The organism is Fulvivirga imtechensis AK7 (assembly GCF_000331535.1).
In the GTDB taxonomy this organism is placed as follows: domain Bacteria; phylum Bacteroidota; class Bacteroidia; order Cytophagales; family Cyclobacteriaceae; genus Fulvivirga; species Fulvivirga imtechensis.
This window is the reverse complement of record NZ_AMZN01000015.1, coordinates 96,820-119,899: the sequence shown is the minus strand read 5'-3', so window position 1 is coordinate 119,899 and position 23,080 is coordinate 96,820. Positions and strand designations below refer to the sequence as shown.

General features: G+C 43.1%; 21 protein-coding genes. 8 read left to right on the top strand and 13 right to left on the bottom strand.

The genetic code is table 11. The features are described from left to right. Positions 1-61 precede the first annotated feature (61 nt). The gene (lysS, locus tag C900_RS05915; RefSeq protein WP_009578759.1) at positions 62-1,798 is read right to left on the bottom strand and encodes a lysine--tRNA ligase; all 1,737 of its coding nucleotides are present in this window, start codon (positions 1,796-1,798) and stop codon (positions 62-64) included. A 306-nt stretch (positions 1,799-2,104) separates the two neighbouring features. Between lysS and C900_RS05910 the strand changes: the two genes are divergently transcribed. From C900_RS05910 to C900_RS05900, 3 genes are read left to right on the top strand one after another with little or no spacing between them, the layout of a single operon-like run. Further along, on the top strand, positions 2,105-5,107 hold the full coding sequence (locus C900_RS05910; RefSeq protein ID WP_009578758.1) for a PKD domain-containing protein: 3,003 nt from the start codon (positions 2,105-2,107) through the stop codon (positions 5,105-5,107). A gap of 1 nt (position 5,108) precedes the next feature. After that, complete coding sequence (locus C900_RS05905) at positions 5,109-6,149, top strand: PorP/SprF family type IX secretion system membrane protein (RefSeq protein WP_051052783.1); 1,041 nt, start codon at positions 5,109-5,111, stop codon at positions 6,147-6,149. A 1-nt stretch (position 6,150) separates the two neighbouring features. Continuing rightward, positions 6,151-8,184: an OmpA family protein gene (locus tag C900_RS05900; protein WP_185113953.1), complete on the top strand. Its 2,034-nt coding sequence runs from the start codon at positions 6,151-6,153 to the stop codon at positions 8,182-8,184. Positions 8,185-8,283: 99 nt separating this feature from the next. Here the strand turns inward: C900_RS05900 and C900_RS05895 are convergent, their stop codons facing one another. Further along, the gene (locus tag C900_RS05895) at positions 8,284-9,462 is read right to left on the bottom strand and encodes a proline dehydrogenase family protein (protein WP_009578755.1); all 1,179 of its coding nucleotides are present in this window, start codon (positions 9,460-9,462) and stop codon (positions 8,284-8,286) included. Positions 9,463-9,604: 142 nt separating this feature from the next. Here C900_RS05895 and C900_RS05890 point away from each other — a divergent pair, with 142 nt between their 5' ends. Together C900_RS05890 and aroB are read left to right on the top strand one after the other, a co-directional pair. Beyond that, positions 9,605-10,702, top strand: a complete 1,098-nt coding sequence (locus C900_RS05890; protein WP_009578754.1) for a bifunctional 3-deoxy-7-phosphoheptulonate synthase/chorismate mutase type II — start codon at positions 9,605-9,607, stop codon at positions 10,700-10,702. After that, positions 10,699-11,736, top strand: coding sequence for a 3-dehydroquinate synthase (gene aroB / locus C900_RS05885; RefSeq protein WP_009578753.1), 1,038 nt, complete (start codon positions 10,699-10,701; stop codon positions 11,734-11,736). The genes C900_RS05890 and aroB overlap by 4 nt, the downstream gene beginning before the upstream one ends. On the opposite strand, the gene C900_RS05880 is transcribed toward aroB, so the two are convergent. Then, on the bottom strand, positions 11,733-11,918 hold the full coding sequence (locus C900_RS05880) for a YtxH domain-containing protein (RefSeq protein ID WP_009578752.1): 186 nt from the start codon (positions 11,916-11,918) through the stop codon (positions 11,733-11,735). The genes aroB and C900_RS05880 overlap by 4 nt on opposite strands. 96 nt (positions 11,919-12,014) lie before the next feature. Here C900_RS05880 and aroA point away from each other — a divergent pair, with 96 nt between their 5' ends. Beyond that, positions 12,015-13,247 carry a 3-phosphoshikimate 1-carboxyvinyltransferase gene (gene aroA, locus C900_RS05875; protein ID WP_009578751.1) on the top strand — a complete coding sequence of 411 codons (1,233 nt, stop codon included), beginning with the start codon at positions 12,015-12,017 and terminating at the stop codon, positions 13,245-13,247. Here aroA and C900_RS05870 read toward each other — a convergent pair. The 8 genes from C900_RS05870 to C900_RS05840 form a co-directional block, all read right to left on the bottom strand. Continuing rightward, positions 13,236-14,018, bottom strand: a complete 783-nt coding sequence (locus tag C900_RS05870) for an ABC transporter substrate-binding protein (protein WP_009578750.1) — start codon at positions 14,016-14,018, stop codon at positions 13,236-13,238. The two genes, aroA and C900_RS05870, sit on opposite strands and share 12 nt — an antisense overlap. Before the next feature lie 268 nt (positions 14,019-14,286). After that, positions 14,287-14,802, bottom strand: coding sequence for a YfiR family protein (locus tag C900_RS05865; RefSeq protein ID WP_009578749.1), 516 nt, complete (start codon positions 14,800-14,802; stop codon positions 14,287-14,289). A 387-nt stretch (positions 14,803-15,189) separates the two neighbouring features. Beyond that, complete coding sequence (locus tag C900_RS05860; RefSeq protein WP_040495788.1) at positions 15,190-15,714, bottom strand: YfiR family protein; 525 nt, start codon at positions 15,712-15,714, stop codon at positions 15,190-15,192. Between the two features lie 211 nt (positions 15,715-15,925). Next, the gene (locus C900_RS05855) at positions 15,926-16,348 is read right to left on the bottom strand and encodes a YfiR family protein (protein ID WP_009578746.1); all 423 of its coding nucleotides are present in this window, start codon (positions 16,346-16,348) and stop codon (positions 15,926-15,928) included. A gap of 216 nt (positions 16,349-16,564) precedes the next feature. Further along, positions 16,565-17,635 (bottom strand): M42 family metallopeptidase, encoded by a 1,071-nt coding sequence (locus C900_RS05850; RefSeq protein ID WP_009578745.1) that lies wholly within the window; start codon positions 17,633-17,635, stop codon positions 16,565-16,567. 13 nt (positions 17,636-17,648) lie between these two features. Then, positions 17,649-17,753, bottom strand: a complete 105-nt coding sequence (locus C900_RS31015; protein ID WP_425401995.1) for an SDR family oxidoreductase — start codon at positions 17,751-17,753, stop codon at positions 17,649-17,651. Positions 17,754-17,767: 14 nt separating this feature from the next. After that, a complete protein-coding gene (locus tag C900_RS05845) occupies positions 17,768-18,349 on the bottom strand; it encodes an SDR family NAD(P)-dependent oxidoreductase (RefSeq protein WP_009578743.1) in 582 nt (193 codons plus the stop codon). 5 nt (positions 18,350-18,354) lie between these two features. Next, positions 18,355-19,944 carry an acyl-CoA carboxylase subunit beta gene (locus C900_RS05840; protein ID WP_009578742.1) on the bottom strand — a complete coding sequence of 530 codons (1,590 nt, stop codon included), beginning with the start codon at positions 19,942-19,944 and terminating at the stop codon, positions 18,355-18,357. Between the two features lie 161 nt (positions 19,945-20,105). On the opposite strand from C900_RS05840, the gene C900_RS05835 reads away from it, so the two are divergent. Further along, positions 20,106-21,041 (top strand): Ppx/GppA phosphatase family protein, encoded by a 936-nt coding sequence (locus C900_RS05835; protein WP_009578741.1) that lies wholly within the window; start codon positions 20,106-20,108, stop codon positions 21,039-21,041. Between the two features lie 45 nt (positions 21,042-21,086). After that, the gene (locus C900_RS05830; RefSeq protein ID WP_009578740.1) at positions 21,087-22,172 is read left to right on the top strand and encodes an Ldh family oxidoreductase; all 1,086 of its coding nucleotides are present in this window, start codon (positions 21,087-21,089) and stop codon (positions 22,170-22,172) included. Here the strand turns inward: C900_RS05830 and C900_RS05825 are convergent. Together C900_RS05825 and C900_RS05820 are read right to left on the bottom strand one after the other, a co-directional pair. Then, positions 22,156-22,716: a hypothetical protein gene (locus C900_RS05825; protein ID WP_009578739.1), complete on the bottom strand. Its 561-nt coding sequence runs from the start codon at positions 22,714-22,716 to the stop codon at positions 22,156-22,158. The two genes, C900_RS05830 and C900_RS05825, sit on opposite strands and share 17 nt — an antisense overlap. Further along, positions 22,713-23,012, bottom strand: coding sequence for an FtsB family cell division protein (locus C900_RS05820; RefSeq protein WP_009578738.1), 300 nt, complete (start codon positions 23,010-23,012; stop codon positions 22,713-22,715). The genes C900_RS05825 and C900_RS05820 overlap by 4 nt, the downstream gene beginning before the upstream one ends. Positions 23,013-23,080 lie beyond the last annotated feature (68 nt).

The window sequence follows — 23,080 nt, the reverse complement described above, 5'->3', positions numbered from 1 at the left end:
GTTCTGAGTTCTCAGTTTTCAGTTCTGAGTTCTGAGTGTGCCTGGCACTCAGCGCTATGCGCTACGCCCCATGCTCCAACCAGCCTTTTACTTCTTCGATATCCGGATTTTGCACATCGAGTTTCATTTTCTTGCGCATACCGCATACATCGTTGAACAGTTTGTTGGGGTTTGCCTCTTTCAGTTGTTTTATACTTGAAAGACCTAACTTTTGCAATATGGGGACAAGCTCTTCCCGAACTCCAACCTTCTTGTAATCGTCTACTGTGGCTACTTTGGTTTTCTTCTCAGGCCGCAACTGAGGGAAGAACAGGACATCCTGAATGGAATTAGAATTGGTCATGATCATAGACAGACGGTCTATTCCTACTCCAAGGCCTGCTGTAGGTGGCATACCATATTCAAGAGCACGAAGAAAATCCTCATCCAGCGTCATGGCTTCCTCATCACCCCGTTTGCCAAGCTCCAGTTGTTCTTCAAACCTTTGACGTTGGTCGATCGGATCGTTGAGTTCAGAAAATGCATTACAGATCTCTTTTCCGTTAGCTATAGCTTCAAACCTTTCCACCAGCCCCTCTTTGGCTCTGTGCTTTTTGGCCAAAGGCGACATCTCCACCGGATAGTCTGTAATAAAAGTAGGCTGGATCAGTTGCCCCTCACATTTTTCACCGAATATCTCATCAATCAGCTTACCCTTACCCATAGTTTCATCAATAGGTACGTTCAGCCTTTTGGCCGTTTCTCTGAGTTGATTTTCATTCATCTCGGAGATATCAATACCGGTGAAATGCTCAATAGCTTCAAACATGGTATATCGCTTCCAGGGGCGTTTAAAATCCAATATATTGTCACCTACCTGTACTTTTGTAGTACCATGCAGATCGATGGCCACCTTTTCTATCATCTCTTCCACCAGGTCCATCATCCAATTGTAGTCTTTGTATGCTACATACAATTCCACCTGCGTAAATTCCGGGTTGTGGAACCGCGACATACCCTCATTTCGGAAGTCCTTCGAGAATTCGTAAACACCATCAAAGCCTCCTACTATTAATCTTTTCAGGTAAAGCTCATTTGCAATACGCAAATATAATGTCATATCCAGCGTATTATGATGGGTTTTGAAAGGTCTGGCGGCTGCACCTCCGTACAAAGGCTGAAGGATAGGGGTTTCTACCTCCAGGTAACCTCTGTCATTCAGGTATTCCCTCATTGAATTCACCAGCTTAGTTCTCTTAATAAAAGTATCCTTTACCTGCGGGTTAACAACAAGATCAACATAACGTTGCCTGTATCGTAGTTCAGGGTCAGAGAAGGCATCGTGCCTGATAATATTACCCTGCTCATCCTCCGTTTCCTTTACAATAGGTAGTGGTCTTAATGACTTGGTCAACACCCTGAATTCCGTCACATGAATGGAGATCTCCCCGGTCTGCGTGGTAAAAACATACCCCTTTATCCCAATGATATCCCCTATATCCAATAATTTTTTAAAAACTGTGTTGTAAAGTGTTTTATCCTCTTCGGGACAAATATCATCTCTTCTGATGTAGATCTGTATCCTTCCTGTAGCATCCTGTATTTCAGCGAATGACGCAGAGCCCATAATCCTCCTGCTCATCAGGCGACCCGCAATAGAAATGCTTTTATAGTCAATCTTCTGCTTTTCATAGTTCTCATGTATCTCCTTAGCCGAGACATTGACCTCAAATAGCTCTGAGGGGTAAGGGTTCACGCCCAACTCCTCTAATTTCTGCCTGGCATCACGCCTAACGATTTCCTGTTCGCTTAAATGCATAGTGTTGTTATGATTACTACATTTTTTTTTGAAGCTGCAAAGATAGGTGAAAGTTACCAGAATTGGTATTATATAATTCATAACATCAATAGAGATTCGCTGCCAAATCCCAACATTCAATCTCGGAAAATAAATATTTTCATGTTTTGCTTTTCCATGTACTTTCTGTTTATTTTTGTATAAATAAAATATAACCTTCTAATAGTTTATATTTATTAGAACCAATATTTGAATCGACAAAACGGTGTTAGCACTACCAATGATCGATGTAAGGTATTGTTTGTCCGCCTACTAGAAAACCTTAATATGAAAATCAACCGAACCTTCAGCTTCATAGCGCTATTGCTATGTCCTCTGATTACCAGCTATTCACAAAGTATAACCCAGTGTAGTGATCTGGGTCAAAGTGCCAGAATTTATGAGATCAGTGCAGCCAATGACCATGGTACTCTTATGCCGGGTCTTGATTTTGAATACCTCTTTTTCAATATCGCATCTACAACTTTCGATTTTAATGAGGGGCAGTTGTATATAGATGAAACATCGGCCATTTTATCCGGTACACTGACATTAACAACAGGGGGCAATACGAATAACCCTGTTGGTTCGCAATGGTTGATATACCTGAGATATACGCCATCGACATCCGGCACACCCAATACCGATCTTGGCCAGGGCGCAGAACTCACTGACACATGGAAGTATTATGAGTTAGATCCCTCCGAATCATATATGTACAATGTTGCCAGGTCATCTAACGTAGCCGCTTTTTTGGAAATTGGTACCCCCCTTCAAACAGGCGTGGGGGCGAATAATATTGAAATTGATGTATTTGGCGCGTCTGCATCATATCAGGTGTCGCTGGGTAGCGGTTCCGGCACCATGAATATTAATATTAATCTCGATTTTAGCTGCCCTTCAAGTATGCAAGTCTGTGGTGATATTGCCACTGCCGACAAATTATACACAGCTACTTCCTCAACCGCTGAAGGCATCCTCGTTCATAGCCTCGCGGTTACAGACCTTTTCGGAGCAGGATCAGCCATATTTGACTTTACGAGCGGCCAATTGCACCATACTGCTGACAATGCATTTTTGTATGGCGAACTGACGCTGCGAACCGGCGGTGGTGTGCTAAATGGCACAAACTGGGGCATCAGCGCTGAATTTGACGCAACTGACATATTAGACCCTAATACTGACCTCGGGCAGGGTGAAGACAGGGTAGAAACATGGCTATTTTACCTTTTAAATAGTGACCGCTCATACTTCTATCAGATTGGCAATCCCAACAATTTTATTTGGCTAGAGCAACTGGGTCATCCTTTTCAAATTGGTATTGGTGCCGGTGGACAAGATATTAATGAGATGAGTGCCGCTGGCAATTTTGTATGGCACAAAGATGGCGAAACGGGTAGCGGAAGTATAAATATAAATATCGAGGATACATGTCCGCCTGATATCGACATAAGGCCGGTACTGGAATGTGTGGAGTTCAATGCTGACGAAAACACTTATGTGGCTCACTTCGGTTATCTCAATGAAGGCACGGAGAATATTATCATTCCTGCCGGAGAGAATAATAAATTCACCCCGACACCGGTGGATCGCGGCCAGGTGTTTAATTTTTTACCCGGTAGGCAGGCGGATGTTTTTCAGGTGGAATTTGACGGCACAAACCTGGTTTGGACGCTGACAAGTCCCAATGGCTCTACCAGAACATCAACGGCAAGCGATAATCCTGATCAAAGATGTCCGGTAACTGCCGTGCCCCCAACCGCAACTGTGTCGGGTTCATCAAAAATTTGCGAAGGATCATCAACTACATTTAATATCGACCTGACCGGGGTTGCTCCCTGGGTACTCACATATGATTCTGTGGGCACCATAAAGGAAATTACGATACAAGATAGTCCATATATGTTACATACTACCCAGGCGGGTAGTTATTCCCTGCAATCAGTAAAAGATGCCAATGAGTTGAACGGTACAGCCACCGGCACCGCGAGTGTGAGCTTTTTTGAGCACCCAAGCGCCAACCTATCAGGAAGTGCCGAGGTATGCCCCGGTGAGATGTCTGAGTTAACCGTCTCATTGACAGGTGAAGGTCCATGGACAATAACCTATACGGATGGCATCAATGATTATGAAATGAACATAGCCAATGCTATTCACATTTTTGAGGTACCTGTGGGATCTTATAATTTAATTTCCGTGTCTGATGCCCATTGTATTGGAACAGCAACCGGTTCAGCTACAATTGGATCATCAGCGCCTACCGCAACGATTTTTGGTGGTGGCGAGATCTGTGCAACAGAAAAGGCAACCATATCCATTTCTATGAAAGGCACACCCCCATGGAGTGTAACATACACTGATGGGACCGAAACTTTCGAGGTTACTACTTCCGAAAGTAGTTACACCTTTGAAACCGACAAGGCTGCTACCTACGAGCTTGTAAGCGTTTCTGATGCTCACTGCTCGGGAGTCGTTACCGGTGCTGCCCAGGTGGAAAAGCCCTCTCTGTCAGGTTTGATAACCATGGATGACGAATATTGTCCCGGCACTATTGCCTTGACTGCAGAATTGGGGGGCACACCTACTTCCCTGCTCTGGACTGTATCAGGTGGCAACGGCAGTGTTACCAATGCCAACTCACCGGAGGCCGCTTATACGACACATGATGACGATACCTTTATTGTCATTACTCTTGTGGTTTCAGATGGCTGCAGTTCTCTTCAACTAGCCAAAACAGTGGAGGTAATTCGTCCGAATGCCCATTTCACTATTGATCCTGACCCCGGAGAAAACCCTATGCTGGCAGGAATAGAATATAGTTTTACTCCGGAATACTCAGGCGATGCTTACAAGTGGAGATTTGGTGACGGAAGTACCAGCCGTAGTATAAACCCTGTACATACATATAACAGTCCGGGTGTATATGACATCATTTTAGAAGTGTCAAATGGTGCATGCAAAGATGAGCAAATGAAAACACTTGAGGTCATCTCCAATGAGACGCTTTTTATTCCCAACGTGTTTAGCCCCACGTCATCCAACAGTGACAATAATGTAGTCAAAGTCTATGGGGAAAATCTTTCTCCAAATGACTTCACCTTTCAGATCTACAATCGCTGGGGAAAAGTGGTGTACAGCACCACCAACCTTACCGAAGCACAGGAGAAGGGGTGGAACGGAACCTCCGGAGGAGAGGAAAAAGAAAACAATGTATTTACATATATTGTACGCGGGCAGTATAATGATGGCCGCAAGTTCGAGAAAACAGGAACGGTAACCCTGGCGAAGTAAGATGCGAACGGTCCTAAAATTTTACCTCCTTGTGGCCCTGGTAGCGGTAGCCGGACGAGTAAGTGCGCAAGATGCCGTGTTTTCGCAATTCTTTAACTCCACCTTGTACTTAAATCCTGCTCTTGCAGGTATTGAGAAAGACATATCGGTAAGCTTTGCACATCGTTCGCAATGGAGAAGCCTTCTATTCCCCTACACCACCAGTCAGGTGTCAGTGGTCATGCCATACTACAAATCCGAACATACCGAACCATACGGTCATGTTGGTGGTATAGGTTTATCCGTTTACAATGATGTGGCCGGTGAAAGCAAGAATTTCAAAACCACGGGCTTGAATGGGTCTTTTGCGTACAACCTGCCGCTAGACCATAAACACATCAATCAAATCACTTTTGGCATACAGGTAGGGATGATCAACAAAAGGATCGATCCTGATGGACTACAATGGGGAGAGCAATATAATCCGTTTGTTGGTTTTGATGCCTCTATTGCTTCTTCAGAGGTAGGAAATCTGGAAAACACTACTTTTTTTGATGTTAACTCCGGCATATTCTGGTGGCACAATCCGATTCCTGAAAGTGGCAAACTGCTCAATAGTATGAATGCAGGTATTTCGGCTTCTCACATGAACAACCCAAATGAATCTCTGATCTCGGGAAATGAGAGCCGTTTACCGGTATTGTATAAATTTCACGGAGGCATAGTATTTAACATTTCTCACCATGCTACCATATCTGCCAATACCTTGAATGCTTATCAAGATGGGGTCCTGCAAAACAATCTGGGGTCGTACTTAAGCTATAAGATAGATACTGAAGCCAATGGCCATCTCAGATATTTCATTGCGCGAGTTGGAAGCTGGTACAGGGTCAATGATGCTGTTATTCTGCTTGCTGAATTGGAAAGTCCTTTATTCAAAGTAGCATTCAGTTATGACTGGAACACCTCATCGCTACGCTATAGCAATCGTGGCATAGGTACTTATGAAATCCATCTCTCAGTGAGATTTGCGGACCATGCACCTCCAAAATCAAGATATTAAAATGCATATTAGAATATTATTTTGCCTGTCTTTTGTTGTTGGCTTTTTAAATTTTTCATATTCTCAAAAAGTGCTATGGGCCTCTGAGGTGCTTGAAGTGTCCTCGGAGCGCAGAGCCCCTGTACACCTGATGCAGATCATGGGTCACGCCCACAAAGCCAACGAGGTGCTTGGTGAACCTAACATAATGCCGGGAAGTGATGGGTCTACCCGTGCGTGGACCCCAAAAAAGACCGATCAGATCGATTTTATTAAAGTAGGTTTTGAAGAGGCCATTGCCATTAAACAGATAGCCATTGCCGAGACAATAAATCCTACTGCTGTCTGGAAAGTATTTGCCTATGATGAGTCCGGAAGGGAGTATCTTATTAACACCTTCAATCCACATCCTATTCCGCTAAAAGGTCGCCTCATCAATCTTTTCATGGAAGAAACCCATTATAAAGTAAAGGCGGTAAAAGTGATGCTCAACGGGGCGCAGGTACCAGGTTACAATGGCATTGACGCCATAGCCATATCCGACTCTGACATTCCCATAACTATAGACATTAAAATAGCTGATGGCATCTATGAATCCGTAGCTCCTCAAAAGCTTACCAACAATATTAACAGCCCCTATAAAGACCTGAAACCCCTGCTGACCCCGGATGGAAAAACGATGTTCTTCAGTCGCGTGAAGGACCCAAACAACATCGGTGGCGAGCAGGATCTTGAAGACATATGGTATTCGGAACGAGACGACAATGGTGAGTGGAGTAAAGCACAAAATATAGGCATGCCCCTGAATAATGAAGGTCCCAATTTCATTTGCAGTGTTACTCCATCAGCGGAAGGTTATGTACTGCTACTGGGCAATCGGTATAAAAAAGGGAAAATGATCGAGGGCTTATCCATTGCTCATAAGTCTGATAGCGGCCTTACCGGCACCAGGCCTGTTATTATTGAAAACCATGAGAATTTTTCTGCTTACGCTAATTACTTCCTGGGCAATAATGAAAAAATATTGCTCATGTCGGTACAAAGAAGAGACACTTATGGAAACCGCGACCTATACGTAAGCTTTGTGCAGGACAATGGCCGATGGTCAACGCCAAAAAACCTTGGGAACGTGATCAATACCTCCGAAGAAGAGTCCTCACCCTTTCTGGCCCCTGATGGCAAAACCCTTTACTTCTCAACCAAAGGACACCTCGGCTTCGGAGGAAGTGATGTATTCGTTTCGCGAAGAATCGATGATAGCTGGACAAAATGGACTGAACCTGAAAACCTGGGCCCGTTCATCAATTCCCCTGATGATGAGATCTTCTTTCACCTGGCTTATGATACTAAATATGCATACTACACCAAAGGAAATGGTTTGGATGCTGATATTTACCGCCTTGAGCTACCTTTATTTCACCTGCCAGAACCCGTTGTAGAGCTAAATGTGACTGTACTGGACAAAAATACACTGGAACCGATCCCTCACGCTAACCTTGTGATATTCGATAAAAATAAAAACAAAGAAGAATGGAAGCAGAAAAGCGATGGTTCTGGAAAATTTAGCTTTGTTATTCCCAACGGCACAAAATATGAGATCTCAGCTCAGGCAGAAAACTACCTTTCCATCGAATCTCACATGGTGGACCTTTCGGTAGTCTACGAAAGTGATGAAATTGATTATGTCATACACATGGACCCTATAGAAGTCGGGCAGCGCATACCATTGGATAATATTTATTTTGACTTTAATAAAGCCACCCTTCGCACTGAGTCAATACCTCAGTTGGACAAGATCTACAGCTTTCTGGAAGAAAATTCGAAAGTAAAGATCCAGCTTGATGGCCATACCTGCTCCATGGGTAGTGAGGATTATAACCAAAAGCTATCGGAAGAACGCGCCCGGTCAGTGATGGACTACCTGCTGAACAAAGGTATTAGATCAAAGCAAGTCAATTCCGCGGGTTTTGGCGAAAGCAAACCGTTGGCATCAAACGAAACGGAAAGCGGACGTGTTCAAAACAGACGAGTGGAATTTGTAATAACAGATAAGTAGGGAAGATGGAAGACGAATAGCAATTTATCATTGGTCAATCATCGCTGCTTTCAATAAATTTAACCAGTGACGATTGACCAAAGGATTAATGAGTTTGCCTTAATTCTCCCTTCTTTTCAGTTCTTTTCTGATAAGTGACAGCTCCCGGCTGCTCTGACCTGCAACAGAAGTATTCTCTTCTGCGCGCCTGAACAAGTAGGGCATTACAACCTTTACAGGGCCATAAGGCACATATTTTACCACATTATAACCCGCCTTAGCCAGATTAAATGATATATTGTCGCTCATACCGTAAAGCTGAGCAAAGTACACCCGGGAATCGTCATTCTTCATGCTGTGCTTCTCCATAAGAAGCGCCAGGTAATAGTTACTGTTTTCATTGTGTGAACCACACACCAACGATATACGCTGCTTATTGTCAATACAAAATGCCAACGCTTTATCAAAGTCCCTGTCTGTAGCCTCTTTGTTAGGCTGGATCGGATCGGGGTATCCCATTTCCGCTGCTCTTTCCCGTTCCTTTTCCATATATGCACCCCGCACAAGCTTCGCCCCAAAGAAATAATTATGCATAGTGGCATAGTGATGTGCCTTTCGCAGATTATCCAACATATCCACCCTGTACATCTGAAATGTGTTATACACTATTGCCCGCTTCTGATTGTATTTCTGCATCATAGCATATACCATTTCATCTATTGGTTCCTGGATCCAGGAATCTTCGGCATCAATCAGGATGGGCACATCATTTTCATAAGCTTTCCGGCATATCTCATCGACCCTGACCTTAACTCTCTCATATGCCTGGGCCTCCGCCTCCGTCAGCTCCTTCTTTTCCTGAACCTTTTGTAATATAGACGCACTGGCAATGCCGGTCACTTTAAAAACACTGAAGGGAATATTTGGGGAAGCTTTAGCTGCATCTATAGTCCGCATTACCTCCATTTTTGTAGCATCAAAGGTAGCTTCATTATCCTCGCCCTCAACTGCATAGTCTAAAATGGCGCCAATATGGAAATCAGCTAACTCATTAATGGTCTGCTTGCTATCCTCGATATTCTCACCACCGCAAAAATGCTCGAACACAGTACTTTTAATAATTCCTTTTATAGGCAAATTAAGTGCGAATGCAAGTTTAACCGACTTGGTCGCCAGCTTCGACATTAGCGGATTGTTTACAACGGTAAACATAAGATTGGCCTTCTTCAGTGCCTTGGTTGACTTTGCCTGAAAGGCCACAGAAGTGTCGTCAAATGATATGTTAGAGTTCAAGTTCATACGTTTTTCTTAACCGCTACAAATATATAAATTAAGCCTTTACGTCCGGTTTTTTTTATTTTTTAATATATCTTTATTCCGCAATTGGATAAAAAAATACCAGCTACTAACAACGTTGCCAGTAGCCATAAAACATGACTCAATGCCAGGTGCTGAAAAGATAAATGGAGAATGGATAAAGAGGTACAAAAACCCCTGGCTAATAGCCGGTCCTTGCAGTGTTGAATCAGAAGAGCAGTTGTTGGATATCACTGAAAAAGTTGCAGCACAAGGGGTGAAGGTGATACGGGCCGGTATTTGGAAACCCCGCACCCGTCCAAATAGCTTTGAAGGTGTAGGCGCCAAAGCATTTGACTGGATAAAAAGCGCCAGGAGCCAATTTCAGGTGCAGTTCGCTACCGAAGTAGCCAGCGCCCAGCATGTTGAGCAAGCACTAAAAAATGATATTGACATCCTGTGGCTTGGAGCACGCACTACAGTTAACCCCTTCACCGTTCAGGAGATTGCTGATGCTCTGCAGGGCACAGATATCCCGGTGCTGGTCAAAAACCCAGTTAACCCAGACCTTGCTTTATGGATTGGCGCTATTGAAAGGATATATAATGCCGGAATTTCCAAAATTGGAGCTATCCACAGAGGTTTTTCATCTTTTCGAAAGTCACAGTTCCGAAATGAACCGGTCTGGCAGATCCCGCTTGAACTTAAAAGGAACATCCCGGAAATACCATTAATTTGCGACCCCAGCCATATTAGTGGTAACCGGGACATGATCTTTGATATTTCTCAAAAAGCCCTGGACATGGGCTACAATGGACTGATGATCGAAGTACATCCTGATCCGGATAAGGCGCTGAGTGATGCTCAACAACAAATTACCTCTGACCAATTAAGCGAGATCCGAAAAAATCTAAAAATAAGAAAAGCAACTTCCAATAATGTTTTATTTAAGAATAAACTGGAAGAGCTACGAGACAAAATTGACAGCATTGACCATGACCTGCTGGAGACGCTCTCCAACAGAATGAAAGTGATAGGACTGATAGGCGAATATAAGCGCGACAACAACGTTACGATCTTTCAGCTCGAACGCTGGAATGAGATCATAAAAAGTAGGCCTGACTGGGCGGAAGCACTTGGTCTTGGCAGGGAATTCATTGAAGATCTTTACAAACTGATCCATACCGAATCTATCAAAAACCAAACAAATATATTAAACCAACACACCTCTAAATCAAAGTGATCCTAGACAATATTATACTAACACCGAGCGCATCTGATACGCTTGGCACGATCCTGCAACACGAATCCTACAGCAAAATAGCTGTATTAGTTGATGAAAATACCCGTAAGCATTGTTATCCGCTGGTGGCACGTTCACTGCCTCAACATATCCTGATCGAGATAAAAAGTGGTGAAAAGTTTAAAATCCTGGATACATGTTCCAATATATGGCAACAACTGACCGAGCATAGCTTTGACAGAAAATCACTGATGATCAATCTCGGTGGAGGTGTAATTGGAGATATGGGAGGGTTCTGTGCAGGTACTTATAAAAGAGGAATTGATTTTATCAATATTCCCACAACATTGCTATCACAAGTTGATGCCAGTGTGGGAGGCAAACTGGGCATTGATTTTAATGGCTATAAAAATCATATTGGTCTCTTCCAAGAGCCAAAAAATGTTATTATTGATCTTCAGTTCCTCAAAACCCTGCCAAAAAACGAACTTAGGTCAGGTTTTGCCGAAGTGATCAAGCATCACCTGATCGCTGACGTTGAGGGTTGGGTGAAGCTTAAGAAAAATAATTTTGAGTCCTTGGATTGGAATATCCTGGTACCCCACTCTATAAGCATAAAGCATGGCATTGTTAAGCAGGATCCTTACGAATCAGGTTTAAGGAAAGCTCTGAATTTCGGCCACACTATCGGACATGCCATTGAAAGTTACTTACTCAACAGCGGCAAGCCAAAACTACATGGTGAAGCCATTGCTGCCGGGATGATCTGCGAGGCATATTTAAGTCACAGCAGAAATCTTATCAGTTCCGCTGAACTTGAAGAAGTTTCCAGCTATATATTGCAGATCTTCGGCAAGATTCCTTTGACCGACCATGATCGCGGGGAAGCATTACATTATTTGATACAAGACAAAAAGAACAAGGGCAATAGCATTCTAGCTGCCTTGCTGAGCGGTATCGGTCAAATCGTATGGGATCAGGAAATTAATTCTGAAGAAGCGCTCGGTGCTTTGATCTACTACGATAAACTTTAAATGTACTGAGCTTCCGAATCGTCATACAATCTGGTGGCCTGGCTTATATCATTTTTTTGTTCCTGATACTTCCTGGCTACCTGCTTTCTGATTTTCTTTCCGGAGCGGCCTGTTACTACTACTGCTACTAATGCTCCCGCTGCTATCCCTAGCGCTAAAGCCAACGTTTTTCCTGTTTTCATTATAGACAATTTATGAAGTAGGTCCACATAAAGTGTACCAATTTATGTTTTTAAACGATTTTCAATTAATATTGTTCACTCAAAAGTCCATTTCAGGTGAAAGAAAATACGCTATATATAAAAAAACACAGCCGCATTAACTCCACAGTTATTATGTTGCCGGCTTCTAAAAGCATAGCTAACAGAGCTTTAATAATAGACGCACTGGCAGGAAAAAAGTCACCATTGAAGAACGTATCAGAAGCACGCGATACAGTGACCATGCAGCGGCTTTTGAATTCAGACGGACCAATTTGGGATGTATTGGATGCTGGTACCACTATGCGATTTCTCACTGCCTACGCTGCAGTAAGGGCAGAGGAAATAACCCTGACCGGGACAAAACGCATGCAGGAGCGGCCCATAAAAATACTAGCCGATTCGCTGCAGGAATTAGGGGCAGATATAAAATATCTCAACAACGAGGGCTACCCTCCGATTAAAATTAAGCGTATAAAAGACCAACTCACCAGTAGAATAAAAATACGTGGTGATATCAGCAGTCAATATATTTCTGCTCTACTCATGATAGCCCCTGAACTGCCCGAGGGCCTGACTATCGAACTAACGGGGCATATCGGCAGCAGACCTTATATCAAAATGACCCTGGCGGTGATGAAGGCATTCGGAGTAAATGCCGATTGGAAGGAAAACATCATAAATATTCCCAAACAGTCATACCACCCTGCGCAATATACTGTTGAACCTGACTGGTCTGCTGCGAGCTATTGGTATAGCTTTGCTGCGCTTAGCGAGGATGCGGAAATCATTCTCAAAGATCTCAAAGATGACTCTATTCAGGGCGACAGGCGGATAGCGGACTACATGAGTCAATTGGGAGTTTCTACTGAATTTACACCTCAGGGAGCGCACCTGTCGAAAAAGGCTCATGAAGCTAATGCCTCTTTTGACTTCACAGATTGTCCGGACATGGCTCAGACAGTAGCTGTTATTTGCGCTGCAAAGGGTATCACCTGTAAAATGACAGGATTAGAGAGCCTGCGAATTAAGGAAACCGATCGAATAGCCGCCCTGCAAACGGAACTGTCAAAATTCGGAGCGCGACTGGAAGAAAATGAGGATCAATGGCTACTTGTCCCTGCTCATAGCATTGCAGAGTTAAGGTCCCCGGAGTTTGATACCTATCATGATCATAGGATGGCCATGGCTTTTGCCCCATTGAGTACCCTTGGCGATATCAAGATCAAGGATCCTGAGGTGGTGAACAAATCTTATCCCGGCTTTTGGAAGGACATGAATAAAGCCGGATTTAAAATCTCAGAGCTTTAGGCTGTTGAAATAATCAACCGCCCCGAGCAACCTGCTACCGTACCAGGAAAACATCTCACCATCTACGACCTGAACATTTGCGTTCGGGCAAAGATCCATGAAAGTTTCGATATGCTTTTCTTTAAATGGATAAGGTTCTGAAGACAACAAGATAAGCTCAGGATCAAGCTCCCCTATCTGTGAGATGCGTAGCTCAGGATATCTCTCAAGATGTACCGCAGCATTGATAAGGCCGATTCGTTGCAACATTTCATTGATAAAGGTGCCGTTACCTGCTACCATATAGGGGTTCTGCCAAATAAAATATAAGGTTCTTTTGGAATCATGTCTTTTGATATTTTCAAAAGAACCGAGGATGTCATCTGCCAACTGATTGGCCTTGGCTTCAACATCTGTTATATTACCAATGCTACGGATCATCTCCGTGGCCTCCCTGAGACTGACGATATCGCTCATCCAGACAGGATACCTGCTTTTTAATTGCGTTATCCCTTCCTGATAATTCTCCTCTTTATTGCCTATGATAAGATCGGGCCGGAGCTCATCAATAACATCAAAACGGAATTTTTTGGTACCACCTATGATAGGCTTTTGCTTCACCCTATCTGCCGGATGGATGCAAAATTTAGTTACACCTGTAATTTGATCGTCAAGACCGAGATCGAAGAGTAGTTCTGTTTGAGAAGGGACAAGAGATATGATCCGGGGATTTCGAGGCACTATTACCTCGAACCCCATCTGATCATATGTCGTTCTAGAAACACTTTGCATATAGCAAAGTTATCCCCCAAATCCAAGATTAAAAAATGGCCGGAAATCAATATCCGGAAGATGAAAAAATAGGTATCGGCACAGCAAGCGCCCCATTGTCCACCTAGTTTATCAATCGAATCTTTTACTATATTGTTAAACCTAATACCGAACCTTTTGCGTCATCGGCTTGTAAAAAATCGAAGATATTCGAGGCACAGACTGAAATCCGATACCATTACCTTTAAGTTTCTTTTTTTAATTCACGGCAACCTCTTTTGGTAACCGGCTATATTAAAATCGCCATGCTGGCCAGTTGTCCTGACACTTTCAATTGCGATTGTTCTATGGCCTTTTGATTTAATTCAAAAGCCAGTTTGTTATTCACAGTTCTGAAATTAATACCGCTCCCTTTCTCACCCATTCCTGGCTTATCCGTAATGATGAGCGTTGATGAGGTGGTCTTGGACTTAATTGCGTCAAATTCTTTGCTGCTCTCCTTGGCAACGTAAAGGATATGACAACCATTAATCTCACCAGGAGAACTAAATTTCCTGATCACAAATTTCTTATTTCCTCTTAATTTGCCTCCATACCAGGCGTTCAAAGTGCCATACACTTCATCGTCTCCTATTACTCCAATCACGAAGTCCTCGCTGTCGCTATGATCAGGCCATTGAATGTACTTAATAAAATTGTAGATCATCATAGAGTGTATCTCATGAAGAGGCCTGTTTTGAGCTTGAACCGGTTGAAGAAATGCTATTAGGAGAAGTGCTAAAAATAATGTTTTTACCGTTTTCATACTATAGACCTTAGTTGGATTTAATAACTACAATTCAAAGGTGGTGCCAAAGTTCTCCGAGATAGGTTTTGAAGCCTATTTCCGCTAAATGAGCGTTTATTCCATAATGTATCCTCAGGTTCTTTCCCAAAATAAAGCAACTAATACAAAATTGGGAAAATGCTCTCGAAGCTGAAAGCGTCTCTCAGAAAACCGTGGCTTTAAGAAAATATCCAGGTTAATTCGTCATCGCGTAGCCGTTTTTGCAGAGCAAGCAAGGGCTTGTGTCTGGCACCGAAGTGCGATAGCACCAAGGTGTGAAACCCTAAAGCGGAGTCACGTACAAGTGCCAGGATGAGCATTTTTGGATAAGTGTCACACAGAAATCTGCGTTTTTTTTTAAAGTCCCTAAATAACTTTGGCTATAGAAGTCAATTGACTTGAAACTTTCAGGTTGGCAGCATCCAGGGCCGCCTGATTTAACTCAATAGATAATTTATTACCCTCAGTAACGAAATTTATACCGCTACCCTCCTTACCAAGACCAGGTCTGTCAGTAATGATCAACGTTGGATTTCCCCCAACTTTGTTTTTTATTTCATCAAATTGTTTGCTGTTGTTCTTAGCAACATAGATGATATGGCATTTTTGTATTTCTCCCGGTGAGCCGAATTTCTTAATAACAAACTTTTTATTACCTCGTTCCTGATTTCCATACCAGGTATTCAACGTATTAAATACGTCATCACTTCCTATCACGCCAACCACAAAGTCCTGAGAAGCTTCGTATCCCGGCCATTGTATGTATTTGGTGAAATTATATATCATCATGGCATGAATTTCATGGATCGGCCGGTTCTGAGAAGAGGCAAACAACGGTAGAGCTACCAAAGCTAAGGCAAGCAAATTTTGGGTAATGATTGATCTTTTCATATCGCTAAAAATTAAAGTCCCCTATAGTTACTTCAGTGATGCAGATTCCTTTCTGCTAAAAAAATGAACCGAAAATATCTATAATATAATGATTATTAATGATATAAGCTAACTCCAAAATTCGGACCAATAATAAATCGATGTGAGGATGGAAAAACAAAAGAGCCCAATAGTAACTAAACCATTGGGCTCTTTTTAAAAAGTTTATATTCTAAATAAGAATAGCCATAGCTGTTAATTGGCTCGATATTTTCAATTTGGACCTTTCCATGGCAGCCTGATTCAGTTCAAATTTCAATCTGCTGTCGACTACCTTAAAATTAATGCAGCTTCCTTTCTCTCCCAGCCCGCTTTTATCAGTAATGGTAAGCGTAGAAGTATTCTGCACCTTTGCCTGAATTTGATCAAACTGTGAGCTGGCAGCTTTGCCAATGTAAAGCAATTGACAGTCCGCTACCTCTCCGGCAGAGCTAAATTTCTTGATCACAAAATTCTTATCCCCCCTGGTCTTATTGCCATACCACTCTGTGAGTGTCTTGAAGACAGCATCTTCACCGATTACACCTATTACGAATTCTCCTGAATTCTGCTCCCCCGGCCACTGGATATACTTCAGAAAGTTGTATATCATCATGGCATGAACTTCGTGCGGAGGCCTATCCTGGGCCCGCACGGTGCTACTTAAACAAAAGCCAACAATTGCTACAAAAAGAAAAAATTTACGAGTGATTTTCATAGCCCATTTTAATTGTAAAAAATTTCGCAAGCAACAAATGTAAGTAATTCATAGATTATTGTAAAGAAAAACCTGCAGAGTTAGCAAACAACTGTTCTCTACGTGGGATTTTGACTACTTCAAATACCGAAAATCCTGACCGGCTTTAAGTTTCAACAATAACTGAAATATAAGTTTGATCACATTCTCTACGTCATCTTTATGGGCTGTTTCTACCGTAGTATGCATATATTTCAACGGTAGTGATATAAGCGCAGAAGCAACACCTTCATTAGAATAGGCAAAAGCATCAGTGTCTGTACCTGTAGCTCTTGAGGCCGCTGCCCGCTGAAAGGGAATGTCATTTTTCTCTGCAATTTCAATAATCTCCCTTAATAGGTTATTATGAACCGCAGGACCATACGTAAGCACGGGGCCGTTCCCAGCCTTTTGCAGTCCACTTTCTATCTTATTATACATAGGTGCGGTCGTCTCATGGCAAACATCTGTCACAATAGCTACATTGGGCTTTATTTTTTTGGCGATCATTTCAGCGCCACGCAATCCCACTTCCTCCTGAACGGCATTTACTATGTACAGACCAAAAGGTAATTTGTTTTTCCCTTCCTTAAGTCTCCTGGCAACTTCTGCTATCATAAATCCACCTATTCTATTGTCCAAAGCCCGGCCAACAAGGAATCGCTCATTCAGATCGATCAGTTCGTCATCAAAGGTCATCACACAACCCACGTGAACTCCCATGTTCTCCACTTCCTTCTTACTTTGACATCCGATATCCACGAATATATTCTTCAGGGTCGGACTCTCTTCATTTCTCTCATTCCTGACATGTATCGCTGGCCATCCAAACACTCCTTTTACGATGCCTTTATCGGTATAGATATTTACTCTCTTCGATGGTGCTATCTGGTGGTCGGAGCCTCCGTTTCTACGCACATAGATGTACCCTTCATCGGTAATATAATTGACAAACCAGGATATCTCATCAGCATGGGCCTCGATCACCACCTTGTAATCGGCCTCAGGATTGACTACACCTACAACAGTACCGTAGGTATCAGTAAAGTAAGTGTCGATATATGGTTGAACATATTCTAACCATATTTTTTGCCCTGACGATTCAAACCCCGTGGGAGATGAATTATTGAGATATTTTTCCAGAAATGTTCTGCTCTTCTTATCCATATTATATTTTTTTTTAAACTGATCGTGTTAATCCACCATCTATTCTAATGTTCTGGCCCGTGATATATGCAGCTCCATCCGACACCAAAAATGCTGCTGTTTTCGCGATTTCATCCATTGACCCCGGCCTTTTCATGGGTATGGAATTACGGATCTCCTCTGATCCGGATAGCTGTCAATAAATCCTGGTAGCAGGTTGTTCATTCTTATGTTATCCTTTGCATACTGATCAGCATATAGCTTGGCATAACTACCTAAGGCCGCTCTCAATACCGATGATATTGGAAAAGACGGAGAGGGCTCATATGCTGCAAAAGTCGATATATTCACGAAGGCTCCGCCACCTTGCTTTTGCATAACTGGCGTAACAAGCTGCGCCATTTTCGCCACATTAAGTACGACCAGGTTTAGCCCCTGGTGCCAGTCTTCTTCACCTAGTTCCAGCAGTTTGCCCTTCGCAGGATGACCAGTGTTATTAACTACAGCATCGATTCGCCCAAACTTTCCTAATGTAGCATTTACCAACTTCTTCAAATCGTCCTTTTCAGTTACAGATCCCTGCACGCCCAATCCTCCAAGCTCCTGGGCTAACTCAAGACTGCTTTCAGAGCGCGACATCAAAGCCACCTGATATCCCTGCTGTGATAATTCACGAGCACACGCAGCGCCCATGCCTTTGCCCGCAGCAGTAATTATCGCTACCCTATTGCTCATTTCCCTTAAAGCGGTATGTTGCCATGCTTCTTCTTCGGCAGATTGGCCACTTTATTTTCAAGCATCTTAAAAGCCTTCATTAGCTTCGCCCTGGTCTCCTCAGGCTTTATAACCTCATCTATGTAACCCCGGTGAGCAGCCCTGTATGGGTTGGCAAATTTTTCAGTATACGCGTCTACCTTCTCCTGAAGTTTGGCTTCAGGATCTGCTGCCTCGGCAATTTCTCTTTTAAAGATGATTTCCGCAGCGCCTTTGGCTCCCATAACAGCAATTTCAGCCGTTGGCCAAGCATAGTTCATATCCGCACCTATATGTTTGGAGTTCATTACATCATAAGCGCCACCGTAAGCTTTTCTGGTGATTACTGTGATCCTTGGTACGGTGGCCTCGCTAAAGGCATAAAGTAGTTTTGCTCCATTGGTGATTATACCGTTCCACTCCTGGTCGGTACCCGGCAAGAAGCCAGGCACATCTTCAAGCACCAATAAAGGAATATTGAAGCAGTCGCAGAACCTGACGAAACGAGCCCCTTTCGTACTGGCATCAATATCAAGTACTCCTGCAAGTGAAGCCGGCTGATTACCAACTATACCGATACTCCTTCCACCTATCCTGGCAAAACCTACCACAATATTTTCAGCGAAATTTTTATGCACCTCCATAAAACTATCTGAGTCTACCAGTCCTTCTATCACTTCTCTCATGTCATATGGTTGATTGGGATTATCAGGAATAATGTCGTTCAATGCCGCCACACGCTCATCCCCTTGCTGCTCATAGTGTTCTATTGGAGCATCTTCCTCACAATTTTGAGGCATATAGCTAAGCAATTTCTTAATATCGTTGATGCAGGCCACCTCATTGGGGCAGGAGAAATGAGTCACGCCACTTTTCGTGCTATGCGCACTGGCCCCGCCTAATTCTTCGGCTGTTACGGTCTCCTGAGTAACAGTTTTAACCACGTTTGGTCCTGTCACGAACATGTAGGAAGTATTCTCAACCATCAGGATAAAATCAGTAATCGCGGGCGAATAAACGGCTCCACCGGCACATGGTCCCATAATAGCAGATATTTGAGGGACCACACCTGAGGCCAAAGTATTTCTATAAAAAATATCAGCATACCCACCGAGCGACACCACACCCTCCTGGATCCTGGCGCCACCGGAATCATTAAGACCAATCAATGGTGCACCGTTTTGCATGGCCAGATCCATGATCTTTACAATTTTTTCAGCATGTGTTTCTGACAACGACCCTCCAAAAACGGTGAAATCCTGGGAGAAAACATAAACCAGACGCCCATTGACCGTTCCATATCCGGTCACCACACCATCCCCAAGATAATATTCTTTATCCAGACCAAAATCTTTACAGCGGTGCATCACGAATTTTCCGATTTCCTCAAAAGACCCCTCATCCAGCAAAAGGTGTACACGCTCACGGGCGGTGAGTTTACCTTTTTTATGCTGAGCTTCTATTCTTTTTTCACCACCACCGAGTAGTGCTTCTTTATTCTTCTTTTCCAGCAATTCAAATTTCTCCTCCTTTGCAGGCAAAGTATATACGGGCTTCTTTAGTTTGTTATCGTCCATTTATTGATGTTTTTCTGAGATTTTCAAAGATAAATAAATTGACATGGAATCAAGTACTTATACCCTTTTTTCCCTGGTTAATACCTATTGCTCAAATGTAGAAGAAGATGTCGGGCATGGCAATATTCCATTTGCTATATTTGGCAAATTTTAAACTTGAAATGGCCAAAGACATAGCAATAATTGATTGTGGCACCAATACTTTTCACCTGCTTATTGCAGCACATGACGACTCGAACCTCAATATTTTACACAGGGAAAAAGTAGCAGTGCGAATAGGGCGTGGTGGTATCAGCAGCAAAGTGATTGTACCAGACGCCATCGAGAGAGCCGTGAATACTATACACCACTTTGCAGAGGTGATCAGCAAAAACAATGTGTCCGGCACATATGCTTTTGCAACCAGCGCTTTTAGGAATGCTACCAATGGCGAGGAGGTCAAACAGATCATTAAAAGCCGGACAGGAATTGATATACGCATTATTGATGGAAACAAAGAAGCTGAACTTATTTTTTGGGGTGTAAATGCTGCTTTGGACATCGGTGACCAGCCTGTACTTATTATGGATATTGGTGGCGGTAGTGTGGAATTCATTATCGGAAGCGCCAATCATATTTTATGGAAGGGCAGTTTTGAAATAGGAGCGCAACGCCTTCTTGACATGTTCCATAAAAACGACCCTATAAAAAAGGAGGAAATAAAAGCGCTTGAAAAATATCTTTCCACCAGCCTTCAGTCACTTTTTGAACAGCTTAACGCATACCAGCCGCAAACACTTATTGGTTCATCAGGCACGTTTGATACGCTGAGCGATATTTACTGCGCTAAAGAGCATATAACCACCGGTGAACATACCACAGAAGTGCCATTGTCCATTGAGGGCTATCACCTGATCCATTCTGAGCTTATTACAAAAACAAAAGATGAGCGACTTGCTATCCCCGGCATGCTGGAAATGAGGGTTGATATGATAGTTGTAGCCTCCTGTCTCATCAAACTTTTGCTGGATATGCATCCTTTCAAAAACCTGAGAGTTTCGACCCAGGCGCTAAAAGAAGGAGTATTGGACAGGATCCTACATGGCCATTTTTCATGAGCCACACTCGCATAATTGGATTATATGACTAAATTTGCCACGCTTATGGAGGAAATATTTTCAGTTGAAGAGTTAGAGAATTTCACAAGGAACACTTTTCTCGCAATAGGATGTTCCGAAGAAGATGCGAAGCTCGCTACCGATGTGCTTGTCAAAGCAGATCTACGCGGTATAGATTCGCATGGGGTAGCCCGGCTGATCGGGTACGTACGATTATGGGAGGCAGGTAGGATCAACCCTACACCGCATATAAAAATAGTACACGAAACTCCCAGCACTGCCGTAGTTGACGGTGACAAAGGCTTAGGCCTTGTTGTAGCTCCAAAAGCTATGGAAATTGCTATTCAAAAGGCAAAAGAAGTAGGTACAGGCTGGGTATCTGTGAAAAATTCCAATCATTTTGGAATAGCAGGCTATCATTCTATGATGGCGCTGGATCAGGATATGGTTGGCATGGCGATGACCAACGCCAGCCCGTTGGTAGCGCCTACTTTTGCTACTGAAAGAATGTTGGGAACCAATCCTATAGCAGTAGCTATTCCTACCAATGAACAACCGCCATTTGTTGCGGATCTTGCTACCACCACAGCAGCTAATGGTAAGCTTGAAATATTACAAAGAAAAGGTCTTGAAGCACCCTATGGCTGGATTCAGGATAAACAAGGTAATGGAAGTAAAAATCCTCATGAGCTGAAAGAAGGCGGAGCGCTTCTGCCATTGGGCGGTGACAGGGAACATGGCAGTCACAAAGGCTATGCATTAGGCGCTATTGTCGATATATTTTCAGCCGTTTTTTCAGGTGCCAATTATGGTCCCTGGGCGCCACCATTCGTCAGTTTTTTACCGTTGTCTGACAATCCTGTTGGCGAAGGTCTCGGCCACTTTCTCGGGGCCATGCGTATAGATGCCTTCAGACCTGCCGATGAGTTTAAATGGCACATGGACAATTGGATCAAGAGGTTCAGAGATACTGAAGCTGTGGAGGGCAAACAAGTGCTAATACCCGGTGACCCTGAAAGGGAAACGGAAGCCCTGAGACTCAAAGCGGGTATTCCACTGAATAGCAATGTTATACGCGATCTGGAAGAAGTGGCTAAAAAGCTAAAAATAGGTTTTAAAACCCTGCAGTAATCCCCACTCTGATAACCAACGGGCTGTTGTATGGCGATTTTATGTCATCGTGGATCACATTGTAAAGCGCCATGACGTTAAACCCCGAGCGTCTACCTATTGGTTGAAAGAACCCCCCTCCGATAAACATAGCCGGCACCCACTCCCTGACTATTCTGTCAGCAGCGGTGTTATAGAACTCAAGATTTAGAGATTCATATTCGGCATGCGCAAATATCTGTTCAGTCAGGTTCTTACGGGCAAATAGCCTGCCTCCATAAATGTTGGTTTCAAAATCCACCTTCCTGTTAAATGCATCCACATAGTCAGCTTTAAAATACTGATAGGTGATCCCAAATCCAGCGGAAAAGGTATTGGTAAATCGATAACCAACCAGAGGTGATATTTCAACAGAAGTAATAGATCCAAACTGAAGTCCCAGGTTCCCACCTATGTATATTCTATCCCAAAAATCTCCTCCCTTGTCAATTTCCTCTTCTACCTGGGCAAAGGCCACGGGTAACGACAATATCCCAACGATCAACAGGGTCAATAGTTTTTTCATTTTTTCTCCTCAACAATTACAAACAGATCTTCGGACTCCTTTTTCATGTAATACTTCTCCCTGGCGAATTTCTCTAACAAAGCATCATTGCTTAAAAGCTCTTCTCTGTCCTTCTTCACCTCATCGATCTTTTCCAGGTAATACGCTTTTTCATCCTCCAGATTTTCCAACTGCTGCTTGAGTTGAAATTGCGTGACAATATCGTTGGCATCAATAAACAGCATCCATACCAGAAAACAAAAGCTGAATATGAAGTAGAAGTTTTTTGTGACTTTGGGTAGTTTCATAGCCGCCATAGTTGAAAAAATGTACACTTAAGTTAACGTGAGTTTGACATAACAAAACTGATTAAAGGTGTCCGCAT